The organism is Roseateles saccharophilus (genome assembly GCF_031458095.1).
Classification (GTDB): domain Bacteria; phylum Pseudomonadota; class Gammaproteobacteria; order Burkholderiales; family Burkholderiaceae_C; genus Pelomonas; species Pelomonas saccharophila_A.
The window spans coordinates 2,184,129-2,200,438 of record NZ_JAVDXU010000001.1 but is presented as its reverse complement, the minus strand read 5'-3'; the positions used below and the strand labels follow the sequence as shown (position 1 = coordinate 2,200,438).

Genomic DNA, 16,310 nt, shown 5'->3' with positions numbered 1-16,310 from the left:
GCAAATAGCGTGCCGTCAGGTTTTCAGCGGCAGGCGCAGCTCCACGATGCCGCGCTGTCCCGGCGCCGAATCACCCAGGTAGACCGCGCTGGGCGGCAATTGCGGATGCGGCTGGCGCTGCTCGACGCGCAGGCGCTGCATGGCCTGGTACCAGGCCAGCTCCAGCGCCTCGGGCGGCCCGTTGAAGCGCAGCACGTAGGCGCTGTGGGCGGGTTGTTCGTGCAGGGTGAGCCCGTCCGGCGCAACGGCGCCTTCGGGCAGTTCGAGGCCGATGCGGCATTCGACGGTGCGCAGCTTGAGCTGGGTCTTCAGATAGTGGACGGCGGCCGGGCCGTCGGCGGGCAGGCCGGTGGCGGCCAGCAGGGAGCGCAGTTCGGCAATGCGCGGAGGCAGCTCGGCAGCCAGCTTGTCCAGCGGGCCGCGATGGTGCAGCTGGGCGAAGCGGCGGGCCGGCTGGTCCTGGGCGCCGACGTAATCCAGCGTGTAGGCGGGCGGCCGGCCTTCCAACCGTGCGGCGAGGCGGTCCAGGCCGAAGCGCAGGTCCAGGGCCGTCGCGCCCTGCACGGTGGCCGCGAAGGCGCGCAGTGTGAAGGCGACCCGGCCCTTGAAGCGCCAGGTGACCCGGGTGCCGCCCGGCGCGGGCTCGAAGCGCCAGTCAGAACGGCCACCAAAGGCGAAGGGCAGGTCGAACTTGAAGCGCTGGCGCAATGCGCGAGACGGTGTCTGCCCGGTCTGGCGCACCTCGCCACGGCCGACGTTGGGCACGTCCCAGGCCAGGGCGATGCCGTCGACCTCGGCCTGCGCGCCGGGCGCATGTTCCAGCCAGGGGTTCCAGGCCTGCCATTGCGCGAGGTCGGCCACCTGCTGGTAGGCCGCCTCGGGTGCCACCTTGATGAGCCGGCTTTCCTCGGCCCGCACGCGGCCGCTGTAGCGGCCCATATAGACCAGCAGGGCGACGACGAGGAAGGCCAGCGCGAAGAAGAGAGTGCTCATCGGACGAGGGACGGGATGAAAGAAAAAGCCCGGCCAGGGCCGGGCTCTCGAAGGCAACTCGTCAGAGCATGCCCATCATCTGCGGTACGACGAGAGTCAGCCAGGGCCAGTAGGTCACGATGACAAGGAAGACGATCATGGTCAGCAGCCAGGGCATGACGGCCTTGGTCAGCTCGGTGATGCCGAGCTTGCTGATGCCGGAGGCCACATACAGGTTGAGGCCCACGGGCGGGTGGCAAAGCCCGACTTCCATGTTGACGTCGATCAGGATGCCGAAGTGCACCGGGTTCACGCCCAACTGCATGGCGGCCGGGAAGAAGATGGGCGCCATGATCAGGATGATGGATGACGGGTCCATGAAGTTGCCGGCACCCAGCAACACCAGGTTGACGACGAACAGGAAGCCGTTCTGGCCCAGGTTCATCGACAGCAGCCAGTCGGCCAGCTGGTGGGGCAGGTTCTCGTTGGTCAGCACGAAGGAGAACAGCACCGCGTTCGTGATGATGTAGAGCAGCATCGCGGACATGTTGGCCGAGTCCTTCAGCACCTTGGGCACGTCGCGCAGCTTCAGGTCCTTGTAGACGAAGATGGCCACGAAGAAGGAGTACACCGCCGCCATCGCCGCCGCCTCGGTCGCCGTGAAGGCGCCCGACCAGATGCCGCCGACGATGATGACGACGAGCAGCAGGCCCCAGAAGCTCTTGCGGAAGGCGTGGAAGCGGGCCTTCCAGCCCATGCGGGCCAGGCGCGGGTAGTTGTTCTTGCGGGCGATGTACCAGGTCACGGCCGCCAGCATCAGCGCCAGCATGATGCCGGGCAGCAGGCCGGCGACGAACAGCGCACCGATGGAGGTGTTGGTCGAGATGGCGTAGATGACCTTGGGGATGGACGGCAGCATCAGGATGCCGAGCGACCCGGCGGTGATGATGACGCCGGCGCCGAAGCGCATCGGGTAGCCGTGGGCCACCATGGCGGGCAGCACGATGGAGCCGATGGCCACGACGGTGGCGACCGAGGAGCCGCAGACCAGGGCGAACATCGAGCAGGCCAGGATGGACGCCAGCGCCAGGCCGCCGTGGAAATGACCCACCATCGACGTGGCGAAGTTGATCATCCGCCGCGCGACGCCGCCGTGCGTGAGGAAGTTGCCGGCCAGGATGAAGAAGGGCACGGCCATGATTTCCCACTTCTCGATGCCCGTGAACAGCTTCAGGGCGACCGATTCGATGGGGACCTGGGTCATCGTGACGATGAAGGTCATCACGGTGAGGCCCAGCGAGATGCTGATCGGCATGCCGGTCAGCATCAGTGCCAGCAGCAGGCTGAAGATGATGAGTGCGTTCATTGCTTGGCCTCCTTCACGTCCAGGGGCGTCTGTTCGTCGATGCCTTCGACGTGCGACTCGTCATGCTTGGGCAGTTCACCGGTCTTGTAGAAGTTCCAGCAGACCTGCAGGAAGCGATAGCACATCAGCGCCGAGCCCAGCGGGATGGCGGAGTAGACGATCCAGGTCGGCCACTCCAGGTCGGGCGTCGTCGGGCCTTCGAAGACGTCCTCGCGCGGCTGGCCGATGAGGTCGAGGAAGGCATGGTGGGCGCCGTTGTCCCAGACGAAGGTGCCGCCCAGCACGGCGATGGCGCCGGTGAAGAGGGCGCCGGCCAGCAGGCCGAAGATGACGAAGCGGCCGCGGTTGGCCGGCGACATGCGGTTGATGACGACGTCCACGCCGACGTGGATGCCGGTGCGCACGCCATAGGCCGCGCCGAACTTGCACATCCACACGAACAGGATGATGCAGAGCTCCTGGGCCCAGCTCATGTGGATCTTGAGGGCGAGGTCCTGGATATAGGGCACGCCGGCGAGGTAGCGGTGCACGACGGCGACAAAGATCACCAGCGTCGCCGCGGCCATCAGGAAGGAGATCAGGATCTCCTCCAGATGGTTCAGGGCTTTGTTGAACATTGTTTTTCTCCTGTCACGGCGAAGCAGTGGCCACCAAAGGCCGGGGGCCTTCGGTGATCACACGGCGTGGCGCTCTGCTGAGAGTGGGTTTACTTCGGGGCCACGAAGCCGGCGGCCTTGTAGGCGGCTTCGATGGTGGTCTTGCCGACGCGCGATTCCATCTCCTTGTGGACGGGCATCAGCGCCTTCTTCCATTCATTGATCTCGGCCGGCGTCGGCGTGTAGATGGTCACGCGGCCGCTGGCCTTGATGCCTTCCAGCGCGCGGCCGTTCTCGGTGCTGGCGATGGCGTTGGCGTAGGTGGTGGATTCCTTGATGGCCGCTTCCAGCTGGGTGCGGATGTCGGCGGGCAGGCCGTCCCAGAACTTCTTGTTGACGATGACCGCATAGGCCAGGTGGCCGTGGTTGGACATGGTCATGTGCTTCTGCACTTCGAAGATCTTCTGCGTGTAGAAGTTGCTCGGCACGCCTTCGGTGCCATCCACGACGCCGGTCTGCAGGGCCTGATACAGCTCGCTGAAGGCCATCACCTGCGGGATGGCGCCCAGGGCGCGCATCTGGGCGTCCAGCACCTTGCTGGACTGGATGCGCATCTTCATGCCCTTGAAGTCCGCCACGTTGTGCAGCGGCTTGTTGGCACTCATGATGTGGAAGCCGTTGTCCCAGTAGGCCAGGCCCTTGATGCCCTTGGGTTCCAGCTTCTTGAACAGGTCGGCGCCGAGCTGCCCGTCGGTGACGGCGCGGAAGGAATCGGTGTCCTTGAACAGGAAGGGCAGGTCGAAGACCTCGAATTCCTTGACGCCCAGCGGGCCGAACTTGGCCAGCGACGGGGCCAGCATCTGTACCGAGCCCAGCTGCAGGGCCTCCATCTCTTCCTTGTCCTTGTAGAGCTGGCTGTTCGGATACAGCTCGACCTTGACCTTGCCGCCGGTCTTCTGCTCGGCCAGTTCCTTGAAGCGCTGGGCGCCCTTGCCCTTGGGCGTGTCGGGGGCCACGACGTGGCTGAACTTGATGACGATGGGGGCCTGCGCAAAGGAGGCGAAGGGCAGTGCCAGGGCGGCAGCGAGGACGAGACGACGCAGGGTCATGGTTTGTCTCCAAGTTGGTATGCACCGGATTCTTCCGAGTGCCTCCCCGGGCGGGAAGTTGTGGAGTTCCACATATCGCGCCGCCCCTGGCCTCCCTAGACTGCGGCCATGAAGTTGCGCGAGCTCCTGATCCGCAGCCTGTGGCTGGCGCCCCTCGGGTTATCCCTGATCTTTGTGCTGGGGGTGCTGGCCTGGGTGCGCGCCAACGAGGCCGAGGAGCAGGAGCAGCAGCGCCAGACCCTGATCTCGGACGCCCTCAGCACCGAGGCCCAGCTGCGCGATCGCATCGACGAGGAGCAGGCCCATCTGCGCCAGCTCGCCGCCGGCCTGGCCGGCCAGAAGCCCAGCGTGGCGACTCTGGCCGCCCACCCCGAGGTCAATGCCGGCCTGCGCCGCCTGTGGCTGGCCGTCACCTGGCTGGACTCGCGCAGCAACCGCGTGCTGGCCGAGGTGCCGGCCGAGTCCGAGGCCAACCGCTACGAGGACGGCCTGTCCTTGCACCTGACGGCTCGCGTCGCGCCCGATGGTGTGCTGGTGGTGCGCTATGCGCCGGCCCTGCTGCTCAAGCGCGGCGTGCCTTGGTGGCTGGCGCGCAAATACGACGTGCAGCTGGTCGACAGCGCCGACCAGGTCATTGCCTCCAGCACCGAATCACCGCTGCGCGCCGCCCAGGGCCCCAGGCCCAGCTATCGCGTGGCCCTGACCGGCCCGTTGCGCGCCAGCCCATTGACCCAGGCGACGCTGACCGACGCTGCCCTGGAGCTGACCGTGCGTGAACCGGCCGCCAACGCCATCCGCCCGCTGGCCTGGGTACTGGTCGCCGGCTTCCTGCCGCTGATCGCCGTGGCGAGCTGGCTGCTGCGCCGCCAGATGCGACAGGTGCAGCGCGCCGAAGTGGCCGGCCGCACCGAGGCCGCCTGGCGCCGCGCGATGGAGGACTCGGCTCTCGTCGCCTTGCGCGCCCGCGACTTCGACGGCCGCCTGCTCTATGTGAACCGCACCTTCTGCGACATGGTCGGCCTGGCCCCCGAGGCCTTGGTCGGGCAGTTGCCGCCCATGCCCTACTGGCCGCCGGACGCGCACGAGGAGATGGCCGAGCGCAACCGCCGCAATCTGGCCGGCCATGCGCCGCGCGAAGGCTATGAGGCGCGCTGGCGCCACAGTTCGGGCCGCATGGTCGACGTGATGGTCTTCGAGTCGCCGCTGGTGGACGCCGGCGGCCGCCAGATCGGCTGGATGGGCAGCATCATCGACATCACCGAGCGCAAGCGCCTGGAGGACCGCGAGCGCCGCCAGGTCGAGACCCTGGCCCACAACGCGCGTCTGACCATGCTGGGCGAGATCGCGTCCACGCTGGCCCACGAACTCAACCAGCCGCTGACGGCCATTGCCAGCTATGGCGCCGGCATCACCAACTCGCTGGCCAAGCTCGGCGTGCAGGACGAGCTCGTGCTCGGCGCCCTGCAGCGCCTGGGCCAGCAGGCCACGCAGGCCGGCCGCATCGTCGCGCGCATCCGCGAATTCCTGACCCGCCGCGAGCCCCGCCACGAACGCTGCGATCTCAACGAGGTCGTCAGCGCCGCGCTGGAGCTACTGCAGCGCGACTGCCAGCAACGCGGCGTCGCGCTGAAGGTCTCGCTCGCGCCTGGCGTGCCCGCCGTGCTGGCCGACGCCGTCCTCATCGAGCAGGTCGTCATCAACCTGGTGCGCAATGCCGCCGACGCGCTGCAAGCCCACGGAGGCAGCCGGCGCATCGCCGTCAGCAGCCGCGTCGTGGGCGAGTTCGTGCGCATCGATGTGCAGGACAACGGCCCCGGCTTGGCAGGCCGGCGCGTCGAGCAGCTCTGCGCGCCTTTCTATTCCACCAAGGCCGACGGCATGGGCATGGGCCTGGCGATCTGCCGCTCCATCATCGAGGCCCACCAAGGCGTGCTCGACGCGAGCGAAGCGGCTGGCGGCGGCGCCCTCTTTTCGTTCAGCTTGCCTTTGAGCAGGGAGGTCGTGAATGGTTGAATGGAAGCCCCTCGTCCAAGGGCTACCTTGGCCGGTCTTGCAGACCGCGCAGCCGACAGAGCGGCTGCTCTTCGGCAGGCATATGCCGCCCACTGGGCGCCGTATGTCCGGCCTCAGCCCCCGCGGGGACGGCGATGCCTACGGGATCGACCCGCAGGCACATCGCCAGGCGGGCCGGCCAGGGGCGGCCCGGCGCTCGGCCCGATGGCGGCACTATGGCCTTGAGGACTGAAGTGATGGGCACCGTACACCTCGTCGACGACGATCCCGGCGTGCGCGACGCGCTGGCCTTCCTGCTGCGTTCGCGTGGCCTGCATGTGCGCGCCTTCGACGGCGGCGCCGCCCTGCTGGAGATGCTGGACCGCGAGGGCACGCCCAAAGGGGTCTTCCTGCTCGACGTGCGCATGGAGCCCATGAGCGGCACGCGTCTGCATGACGAACTGCTGGCGCGCAGGCTCAAGAACCCCGTGCTCTTCCTGACCGGCCATGGCGACATCCCCATGGTCGTCGAGGCGCTGAAAAAGGGCGCCTTCGACTTCCTCGAGAAACCCTACAGCGACAACGCCCTGGCTGATCGCCTCGAGCAGGCCCTGGCAGTGGACGCCGCCATGCAGGCCGAGGGGGCCCAGGCGGCCGAGCGCAGCGCGCGCCTGGCCAGCCTGACGGACCGCGAGCGTGAGGTCATGACGCGGGTGGCCGCCGGCAAATTGAACAAGGTCATCGCCGACGAGCTCAACGTGTCGGTGCGGACGGTGGAAGTGCACCGGGCGCGGGTCTTTGCCAAGCTGGGCGTGAGGTCGGCGGCGGAGGTGGCGACGTTGCTGGCGGGGCGCTAGCGGGGCGCTTCAGGCCGGTTGCGGTCTTCGCCGCCCGCCGGTCGAATGACGGCTTCTGACCAGGTGACGATCACCACGCTGCGTACAACGTCTGGAAGCCGTCATCGCTAGCCAGCCGCCGAAAGACCGGCAAATGAGCCCAATGCGCGGGCTCTGAGCGACGCGCGCGGCTCAACGAGCGCCACGCGCTGCTTCGCGTGCCAAGGTCTCATTGACCTGTTCCAACTTGTCTGCGGATTCGCTGAGGCGTTCCTCTACCTTCTTCGTCTCGGCGACCGCCCGCTTGACGTCGCCATCACTCGCGCCCTTGGCGAGCTTGGTGTCAAGGACCGCATGCACGACAGCCAAATCGTCAGCGGCGCGCGCCACCTCCTCGGTGGCTTCCTTGTTCTTGGTTAGTGCTTCGTCGAGCGGCGACGCTTCCCGCTGTCCCTGCGAATCTGGCAATTCATTCGACATGGCCTCTCCTTGAGCAGCGTTCCCGCGTGGCGTGGTACGTCCGCCCTCATGGCACGGCGGCGGCACGTCGTCCTACATTATGGACAGGGCACGCCCTGTATAAATGTCCTGCCATTTGGCCGCTGGTTGGACGAGCATGACTATCGCGACGATCCTGATCGAAGATAGTCCTACGATTCGTTCGGAATTGATTCCGGCCTTGGCGGAGTTTGCGGACGTCGAAATCATCGCCACCGCCGAGACGGCAGATCAAGGCATTGCTGCGCTGAAGGCGCATGCGGACGAGTGGCGACTGGCCGTCGTGGACATGTTGCTGAAAGCGGGCAACGGACTCCAGGTTCTGCGCGCCGGACGAGAGCGACGCAGCGATCAGTACATGATTGTTCTGACCAACTACGCCACGCCGGATATTCGCCGAAAGTCGGGCGAATGCGGCGCTGATGCAGTGTTCGACAAGTCGAGCGAGATTGAGCAGTTCCTGGAACTGTGCAGGCAATATTCGACCGGCCAGACCCCTCAAGCGGCCAATGCACCAGACGCCCCGCGGCCCGGCGAAGGCGACGAGGGATCTCTGGACCGCGAAGAGCTGATCGGCGTGGAAGAGCTGTTGGAGCGCGTTTCCATTGACCGGGTCCTTACCGAAGCCGTGAGCGGACTGGTGGAAAAGAACGCAGCGGCCGTTCGTGACCATCTTCAGAGGCATGGTCCAGCATCGAAAATGCCCGCAGCCAACGAGCCAGAATCTGATCAAAAGGATGGCGCGAGTGGTTCGACGCCCGAGAACGTGCCCGACGGCGAATGACTTGACGCGCAGCCCCCAAGCGGCGGGCCTGTCTTGCGTGCCGACGCTCTGACCCATCATCTGCTTGCCCTTCGCCGCTGCGATCTTCGACCGGCGACAACCGCTGCAGAGCAGACGTCGATACGGGTAAATCCGAAGCCCGCACTGAGGTCGGCGGCGCCGGCGGCAACCACCTGCTTGCGGGAGGGCAAATCCGGCGTCTTCATCGAAACTCCCCTGAAACGAGGCCGACGAGCCATGGAGGGTGTGATGGCCATTGATTTCGCGCTGCAAAAGCCCTGTGCGGCCCGCCGGCACACGCCGGAGGTCAAGCTGCGATCCATGGTCAGGCACTGGGGCATTGCCGAGTTCGCCATCGCCCAGTTCCGCGAGAAGTTCCCCCACGCCGACAACGAGACCCTGGCCACCAAGTGCACGGTCGAGATCGCCGTCAAGGGCCCGGATGGGCTGGCCATACAGACCCAGGTCACGATCGGCCAGCTGCTGGACATGATCGAGCCCCTCAGCGAACTGGATGGCGAATGCAAGGGCTGCCCGGCCAATGTGTCCGGCCGCTCCTTCGGCTGCATCGGCAAGGTGAACTACCCCATCAGCAAGGAGGCCGAGGACTGGCTGCTGGCGCGCCTGCCCGACGACGCCAAGGACGCCAACCTCGTCCTGCTCCTCAAATACCTCGCCGACCTTGACATCGACGGTGCCCCGGTCGAAGCACAGCGCTCGCGCTCGCGCATGTTCGAACGCAAGGAGGCCGCCGTCAGGAAATGGGGTGGCTGGTTCGGCAGCAAGGCGCAGATCACGTCCAGCCAGCTGCTGCAGATGCTGGCCTTCAGCGAAGCCATTGGCCCCGAGCAGGCCCAGCTCTATACGCGGCTGCTGGGCCTGGCCAAGGTGGGCGCCGAGCCGGCGTCGCCGTCCAACACGGTGGAGCAGCTCAAGATCTTGCTGCGGGCCGTCAACCTGGCCGGCAGGTTGGATGCGCGGCTGGCCGTCGACGCCTAGCCAGGCCTGAATGCTGGGGAGCGGGCTGGCCCCCTCATCGCGCTGACTGTTACGCCTGGCATCGCCCTTGCGATCGACGGATTCGCTAGAGTCGGGAGAACGCACTTCGATGCGGCCCACTGGCAGGAGCAGGTCATGGCCAGAACATCGTCACGGCGGTCCCGGGAGGCGGGATCCGCCTCGTCCGGGATGCTGTCGGCAGAGCCCGGGCCGCAGGCAACGAGCGCGCCGGGCACGGCCTGGTATCGGCGGTTGTTCGAAGCCAATCCCGTGCCGATGTGGATCTACGACCTGCAGACGCTGGGCTTTCTGGACGTCAACGAAGTGGCCTGCCAGAAGTACGGCTACAGCCGGGATGAATTTCTGGCCATGACCATCCGGGACATCCGGCCGCCCGAGGACATCTCGGCCGTGGAGCAGTCGGTACGCCTCACGCCGACGGAAATCTTCAACAGCGGCGTGTGGCGGCATCTGCTCAAGGACGGCCGCCTGATCTACGTCGAGATCACCTCGCATGAATTGCAGTACGGCGGGCGCGCCGCCCGCTTCGTGGCGCCGCTGGACGTGACCCAGCGCGTGCTGGCCGAGGCGGCGCTGCGCGAGCGTGAGGCGGGCCTGCGCCGGGCCCAGGGCCTGGCGAGGCTGTCGCATGTGGTGACGCGCGCCGACGGCTCGTTCGAGAACTGGTCGGACACCCTGCCGGCGCTGGCGGGTTGCAGCGCCGACAGCATGCCGCGCAGCCACCATGACTGGATGACCCGGCTGGTGCACGAAGAAGACCGGGACAGATTCGGCCGCGCGATCGCCCAGGCCATCCAGACCGGCAGCAAGGTGGAGACCGAATACCGCCTGGTGAGGCCCGACGGCGAAGCCTTGCAGGTGGCCCAGGTCATCGAGCCCATCGAGGGCGCGGTGGGCATCGATGCGGCCCGCTGGTTCAGCACGCTGCAGGACGTGACCGCCCAGAAGGCCGCCGAAGTGGTCGTGCGCAGCCTCAACGAAGAGCTGGAACATCGCGTGGCGCAGCGCACTGAGCAACTGGAGGCGACCAATCGTGAGCTGGTGGCGGCGACACGCGCCGCCGAAGCCGCCAACCGCGCCAAGAGCGAGTTCCTGAGCCGCATGAGCCACGAATTGCGCACGCCGCTGAACGCCATCATCGGCTTCTCGCAGCTGCTGGCGTCGCCGGGCCACGGCTTCCCCGCCGAGCGCCAGGCGGCCTTCAACACCCATATCCACAAGGCCGGCGAGCATCTGCTGTCGCTGATCGGCGAGTTGCTGAATCTGGCCCGCATCGAAGCCGGCAAGGTCGATCTCGATCTGCAGCGCCTGCCCCTGCAGCAGCTGCTGGCCGAATGCGCCGCGATGGTGGCGCCCCAGGCCGAGGCGCGGTCACTGCGGACGAGCTTTGCGATGCCCCCCGAGCATCTCTTCGTCGTGGCGGACGGCACCCGGCTGAAGCAGGTCCTGCTCAACCTGCTGTCGAACGCGGTCAAGTACAACCAGCCCGAGGGTGAGCTGGCCCTGTCGGTCAGGCCCGTCGACCCGCAGCATGTGCGCATCGAGGTGCGCGACACCGGCCGCGGCCTGAGCCCCGAACAGCTCGCCCATCTTTTCGAACCCTTCAATCGCCTGGGCCTGCAACGCGAAGGCCCGCAGGCCGTCGAAGGCACGGGCCTGGGACTGGTGGTCGCCAAGCATCTGATCGAGCTGATGGGGGGGCGCATCGGCGTCAGCAGCACGCCCGGCGTCGGCAGCTGCTTCTGGGTTGACCTGGTCTTCGACGAGGGCCTGCCCGAGCCGGACCGGGTCGATGCGGCGCAAGCACCTGCCGAACCCGCGCGCGACGGCCGGGCCCGCCACACCGTGCTGCTGGTCGACGACGACGTCCCGAGCCAGGCGCTGGTGCAGGCGCAGCTGTCGCAGCGGCCCGACCTCAGGCTGGTGGCGGCCAGCAACGGCCGCGAAGGCGTCGCGCTGGCCATCGCGCATAAGCCGGCCGTCATCCTGATGGACAACAGGATGCCGGAGCTCACCGGCCGGCAGGTGTTCCAGCTGCTCGCCCAGGATCAGCGCACCGCGAAGATTCCCGTCATCGCCGTCAGCGCCAACGCCGAGTCGCCCGCCGAGATGTCGGGCGACCCCATCCCCTGGTTCCGCCGCGTGGCCAAGCCCTTTGCGCGCGACGATCTGCTGCAGGCCATCGACGCGGCGATCCAGACGGGCTGAGCGCTGGAGCGCCGCGGGCGGCTCACTTCGGCCGGGCCGTCGCCATCCACGCCCGGCTGATCCTCAGACGCCGAACGTCTCCGCATAGGTCAGCCTCTCTTCCACCAGCAGCTTGCGCCAGCCCGAGTTGCGCGGGTCGGGCACGGTCTTGTCGGTGTAGTAGCGCTCGAACTCACGCAGCAGCACGCGATAGCGCCAACCGTCGGGCAGGCCCGGCAGGGTGCAGGCCTGGGACCAGATGGGCTGCTCGATGAAGGGCCCGGGGCCGATGGGGCCGATGGGGCCAATGGGTCCCACCGGCCCGATGACGACGTCCTTGATCAGGCCGTGGACGGGCTTGAGCTCCTCCAGGCGGTCGAAGCGCAGCGTCGCGCCGCCGCGCGTGGTGCGCGTGACGGCAGCGCTGGCGCGCTTCGGCGCAGGCGCCTCCAGCGCCTTGACGGCCAGGGAGCGGGAGGCGGCGTCACCGCCGACGAGGGAGCTGCCCAGCACCGTCACGTCCTCCCAGCCGAGGTCGCCGTCGAGCTCGGTGGGCTGGCGCTGCAGCACGGCTTCCATGCGGTTGCGGCCGTCGTCGAGGTTGGGGCCGGTGAAGTCGGAGATCACCGAGACATTGGCGTCCGGCCCTTCGGTCATGCCGCCGGGGTTGACGCGGCGCATGGGGCCGCGCTTGGGTGCGGAGCCGTAGACGTCGAGCTTCAGGCTGTTGCGGGTGCGCTCGAGGGTGGCGACGCGGCGCGGCAGCACCTGGGCGAAGTCGCACAGCACGGTGCGGGAGATCTTGGCGCCCTCCAGCGCATGGGGCTGGAAGCGCACCAGGCTCAGGCGCACAAAGGGCGTGTAGCTCGCCCCGGTGTTGAGCTCGATGTCGCAGTACCAGAGCTTGCGCTGCTTGTCGAAGAAGACGCGGTGGCCGGCGATGGTGACGGGCTGGTTGTCCTCCAGCAGCAGCACCTGCTCGGTGTGGACGGCGGCACCGAAGGCATTGGCGCTGGCCACGTCGCCGGCGATGGGCGAGTCCCACAGCGGGTCGCGGCCCCATTGGGTCAGATAGGGGATGCGCTCGGCGGGCAGGTCGGCGAACTTGCCGTTGTTGGGCTGCAGCACGACGCCCAGCAGCTCGCCGTTGCCGGACGAGAACCAGGGCCGCTCGAGATACACGCGCAGCCCGTTGCCCAGCCGCTGGCTGCGGCCGCGCACGCTGCGGTCCCAGCGGAAGGTGGGCACGACATAGAGCACCGAGGGCAGGTCCGGCGGGGCGCTGGCCGCGATGACGGTGCCGACCGTGCCGCCGCTGCCGACGTCTTCGATGGGGGCGCCGGCGTCCTGGTCCACGCCCAGCAGGGCATGGGCCTGGATCTGCACGCGGTGGGTCTCGACGACGGGGCCGTCGCGCGTGATGCGTGGAATTTCGGCGAACAGCGACGGTGGCAGGTATTCGCGAAAGCGCGTCGTCGCGCGCAGGTGGTAGCGGATGAAGCGGAACTTGGTGTCGCCGAACTCATGCCGGTTGCCCGGCACGGCGGGGTGCTTGGCGAGGTCGGCGGGCGTGAGCTGGCCGCCCACGGGTGTAAAGGCCGTCTGCTCTTCAATGGCCTGCTCCAGGCTGAAGCGGTTGCCATGCATCTCGCCGAGGCGGATCTCGCTGAGCACGGCCTGGTGGGGCACGCGCTTGGGGCCGGGATCCAGCGGGTCGTCGGCGAGCGGGTCGTCGACCCATTCCTCCCATTCCCCCACGATCTCGAACTTGCCGGTGCTCGGGCCGTGCAGGCGCACGGTGCGGGCGCGCAGGTCAGCATGCTGCCAGCCGACCTGGCGCATCACGCTGGCCGCGTCGGCGCGGGGCTCGCACACCGGCTGCTGGGTGGCATGCACAAAGGTCAGGTCGCGCCAGGGCGTCAGCATCCAGTTCACGCCGGCCATGGCCTGGGCCTGCAGGCGCTGCGCGCCCGCGGGGGAGGGCTGCCAGCGCGGCAGCGCGAGATGGCTGACGAGCTCGTCGTGCACGAAGCTGGCGTAGCGCAGCCGCGCGACATGGCCCTTGGGCAGGAAGACGCGCAGCACGCCCTTGGCGAAGTCCCACTGCGGCGCGTCTGCGGCGGTGAAGTCGTCGCCGCAGGGCGGGATCGCCACCTCGCCGGGCTGCTCGTGCAGCTGCAGGCGCAGGCTGCGGGTGTCGTCGGGCCAGGTCTTGGCCAGGGCGCCGTTGGCCGGGTCGCGGTCGAAGTCCAGCAACAGGATGAGGCGGTCCTTGTGGTCGTCCAGGAAGACGGCGCGGGCGCCCTTGTCGAGCACATAGCCATGCAGGCCCGGCGCCAGCTGCACCAGGGGCTTGCCAGCGATCCACTTGACCAGGCCCGGTACGCCTTCGATGGCGACGCCGCCGCTGGCCGGGTCGGGCAGATAGGGCACGGGCACGATGGCCTCGCGGTGCACGAGGTACTGGCCGGCGGCAAAACGGTCCTTGGTGTCGTCGGCCTGCTCGGGCGGGGCGATCTGCCCGCTCGTCACCGTCGCCGCCTGGGCGGCCTTGGCGGGCGTGACGAGCTGGATGTCGGTGCCCGGCGTGGGGTGCAGCAGGCTGCCGTTCTCGCGCGCTGCGATCGCGTAGCCGTCCTTGATGCGCGCCGGCACGGTGCTGCCAATGGCCGCGTCGAACATGCCGTGCAGCTCGCACTGCTGCTGCGAGCTCTTGGGCGGCACGATGTGGCGGTCGCTGCTGCTGCCGTATTCGAAGTCGGGGTTGTTGTAGAAGCCCGCCAGCGGCCCTTGGATCTGGGCGACATAGCCCGCGGCATCCTTGTCGAAGTTGCTGCGCAGCACCTGGCGCTCCAGCGACTCGCCTTCGCTGACCTTGGCCGTCAGCACCAGGGCCGGCGGGTCCACCGGCTCGAAGCGGCCATAGGCCAGGGCCTCGCTGGCCTGCTCGTCGGCGCCGGGTTCGTCCAGCGCGAGGCTGTTGCCGGCCAGGTCGACGAGGCGGGCGCGCAGCCTGTAGTGGCGGCCGAAACGCAGCCGCGGCAGGCTGCCCTTGACGGGCACGACAGCCACGGCCAGACCGTTGCCGCGCGTGGCGGTGTCGGTGGGCGTGTCGACGACCTCCTCGGTCTGCAGATGGGTGCCGGGCACTTCCGAACTGCGCAGCGTGCGGCCCGGGCGCGGCGCGGCCAGGCTCCAGCCCGTCCAGCGGAACAGGGTCTCGTGCAGATACTGGTCGTCCGGTGCGCCGGGGCTGGCGGTGGCAGAGGCGCCCTTCACATGGCCCTCGTCGGCCGGCAGGTCGACGGTGCGCTCGGGCAGGGCGCCGCGGGCCAGGGCGCGGAACGCCCCTTGGCGCTGCACCAGGCTGCGCCACCTGGCGTCGACACCGTCCCAGGCGTCGATGCGGTAGCCGCGCAGCACGTCCTCGGCGAACAGCGTCACCGCGGCGGCGGCCGCGCCGCCGGCCTTGATGGCGGCGTTGTTGAGAGCCGCCGTGGCGGCGTTCATGCCCACGCTGCCGGCGCGGCCGTGGCGCGACACGCCGATGCCGCCGGAGCGCAGGTTGGCCACCGGCTGGCGGTCGCCCGTCGTGTAGGTGACGGCGCCATGGGCGCCCAGCTCCAGGTGCTTGGACACCAGGTTCTGCGCCGTCAGCAGGAAGTTCACGGTCTTGAGCGCGGCGCCGTCGGGGTCGACCTGGTAGACGTCGAAGGGGCTGCGCGTCTGCAGGTAGTTGTCGCTGGCGCCGATGAGGCGCAGCAGGCCGTCGGCATGGTCCTCGGTGCGCTCGCGCACCACGAAGCGCTTGCGTGTGGCGGTGAAGGCCGTCCAGGGGCGCTGGCTGTCGCCCCCGACTCCAACATTCACGCCATTGACGATGCGCAGCTGCATGAAGCCCGTGGCGGCGGCCGCGCCGGCGGCGGTGATCAACGCATCGAGCAGGTCGTTCTTCTCCAGCACGAAGTCGATCACCAGCCCGAGGCGGCGCATCAGATGGGGATGGTCGCCGTAGCTGGCGATGCGCTGGTGGAAGTCGTAGTCGGGCTCGGCGGGCGCGGCCTCCACGCCGGTGAAACCGGGGCGGCGCATCTTCTGCTGGTCCAGCGTCGGCACACGGCGGTTGTAGAAGCGGTCGCTCTGCCACAACGCGTATTCGCCCGGGCCGCTGAACTGCTCCATCAGCTGGGCACGCTTCTCCTTGTCGGCCGGGGCGGTGACGATGGTGCCATTGCGGATCTGCGCCGGGTCTTCCCACACGGGCGGCAGGGCGCGCAGCCGGAAGGTGGTGGTGCCGCCCTTTTGCCCCGGCAGGCGTGCCGGCGCGGGGATGCAGCTGTCGGCGGTGAAGACGCCGCGGTCGACGTTGCGGTCATGGGCCCGCGAGCCGCCGTTCACGGCGTGGAAGCGCCCGAAGCCGGGCAGCGGCACCTCGATGCTGCGCTCGCCGAAATTGAGCTTCTGCGTGCGCGTGCCCAGGTCGCTGAGCAGACCCTTGAGGGCCGGGTCGGCCTGGCGCCAGGGCAGCAGCAGGGGATGGTCGCCGTCGCCCGCGGTCTGGGCGAGGTGGGTGTAGTGCTGGCGCAGCAGGCCGAGCACGCTGCGCACCGGGAAGGAGCGCAGGTTCTTGGCCGAGATGTCCACGAAGGTGAAGGGCGCCACCGGCAGATCGGCCGGGAAGAGCTGCTTCCACAGCGCGCTGTCGGGCTTGAGCTGGGGTGAGGCGATGAAGGGCTGCAGGGGCACGGTGCCGTTGGGCAGCTGCAGCTCCAGCTTGAGGCCGGCCACCGTGGCGGGCCAGTCGGCCCAAGCCCCCCAGGCGGCGTGGCCGAGCAGGCGCTCGGCCGTGCTGGCGGGCTCCAGCCGGGGCGAGATGACGACGGACACGCACCAGCGCCCGCCGCGCTGGCCGTTGGGCAGCACCGTCCACAGAAGCGTTTGTTTTGCCAT

The 16,310-nt window shown here is 68.5% G+C and carries 11 protein-coding genes; 5 read left to right on the top strand and 6 right to left on the bottom strand.

The genetic code is table 11. The features are described 5' to 3' along the window. Positions 1-15: 15 nt before the first annotated feature. From J2X20_RS10005 to J2X20_RS09990, 4 genes are all read right to left on the bottom strand, one after another. Positions 16-993 (bottom strand): SRPBCC family protein, encoded by a 978-nt coding sequence (locus J2X20_RS10005; protein WP_310263949.1) that lies wholly within the window; start codon positions 991-993, stop codon positions 16-18. Positions 994-1,054: 61 nt separating this feature from the next. Next, the gene (locus J2X20_RS10000; protein ID WP_310263947.1) at positions 1,055-2,338 is read right to left on the bottom strand and encodes a TRAP transporter large permease; all 1,284 of its coding nucleotides are present in this window, start codon (positions 2,336-2,338) and stop codon (positions 1,055-1,057) included. Next, on the bottom strand, positions 2,335-2,955 hold the full coding sequence (locus J2X20_RS09995; protein WP_310263944.1) for a TRAP transporter small permease: 621 nt from the start codon (positions 2,953-2,955) through the stop codon (positions 2,335-2,337). The genes J2X20_RS10000 and J2X20_RS09995 overlap by 4 nt, the downstream gene beginning before the upstream one ends. A gap of 89 nt (positions 2,956-3,044) precedes the next feature. Further along, positions 3,045-4,043, bottom strand: a complete 999-nt coding sequence (locus tag J2X20_RS09990) for a TRAP transporter substrate-binding protein (RefSeq protein WP_310263941.1) — start codon at positions 4,041-4,043, stop codon at positions 3,045-3,047. A gap of 108 nt (positions 4,044-4,151) precedes the next feature. Between J2X20_RS09990 and J2X20_RS09985 the strand changes: the two genes are divergently transcribed. Both J2X20_RS09985 and J2X20_RS09980 read left to right on the top strand, forming a co-directional pair. Further along, entirely contained in the window at positions 4,152-6,056 is a 1,905-nt protein-coding gene (locus tag J2X20_RS09985; protein ID WP_310263938.1) for a sensor histidine kinase, read from the top strand. A 236-nt stretch (positions 6,057-6,292) separates the two neighbouring features. Next, positions 6,293-6,892 carry a response regulator transcription factor gene (locus J2X20_RS09980; RefSeq protein WP_310263936.1) on the top strand — a complete coding sequence of 200 codons (600 nt, stop codon included), beginning with the start codon at positions 6,293-6,295 and terminating at the stop codon, positions 6,890-6,892. Positions 6,893-7,063: 171 nt separating this feature from the next. Here the strand turns inward: J2X20_RS09980 and J2X20_RS09975 are convergent, their stop codons facing one another. Beyond that, on the bottom strand, positions 7,064-7,351 hold the full coding sequence (locus J2X20_RS09975) for a hypothetical protein (RefSeq protein WP_310263933.1): 288 nt from the start codon (positions 7,349-7,351) through the stop codon (positions 7,064-7,066). Between the two features lie 136 nt (positions 7,352-7,487). Between J2X20_RS09975 and J2X20_RS09970 the strand changes: the two genes are divergently transcribed. From J2X20_RS09970 to J2X20_RS09960, 3 genes are all read left to right on the top strand, one after another. After that, a complete protein-coding gene (locus J2X20_RS09970) occupies positions 7,488-8,153 on the top strand; it encodes a response regulator (protein ID WP_310263928.1) in 666 nt (221 codons plus the stop codon). 249 nt (positions 8,154-8,402) lie between these two features. Continuing rightward, positions 8,403-9,152, top strand: a complete 750-nt coding sequence (locus tag J2X20_RS09965; protein ID WP_310263926.1) for a hypothetical protein — start codon at positions 8,403-8,405, stop codon at positions 9,150-9,152. A gap of 135 nt (positions 9,153-9,287) precedes the next feature. Further along, positions 9,288-11,381, top strand: a complete 2,094-nt coding sequence (locus J2X20_RS09960; protein ID WP_310263923.1) for a hybrid sensor histidine kinase/response regulator — start codon at positions 9,288-9,290, stop codon at positions 11,379-11,381. A 63-nt stretch (positions 11,382-11,444) separates the two neighbouring features. Here the strand turns inward: J2X20_RS09960 and J2X20_RS09955 are convergent, their stop codons facing one another. Next, on the bottom strand, positions 11,445-16,310 hold the full coding sequence (locus J2X20_RS09955; RefSeq protein ID WP_310263921.1) for a hypothetical protein: 4,866 nt from the start codon (positions 16,308-16,310) through the stop codon (positions 11,445-11,447).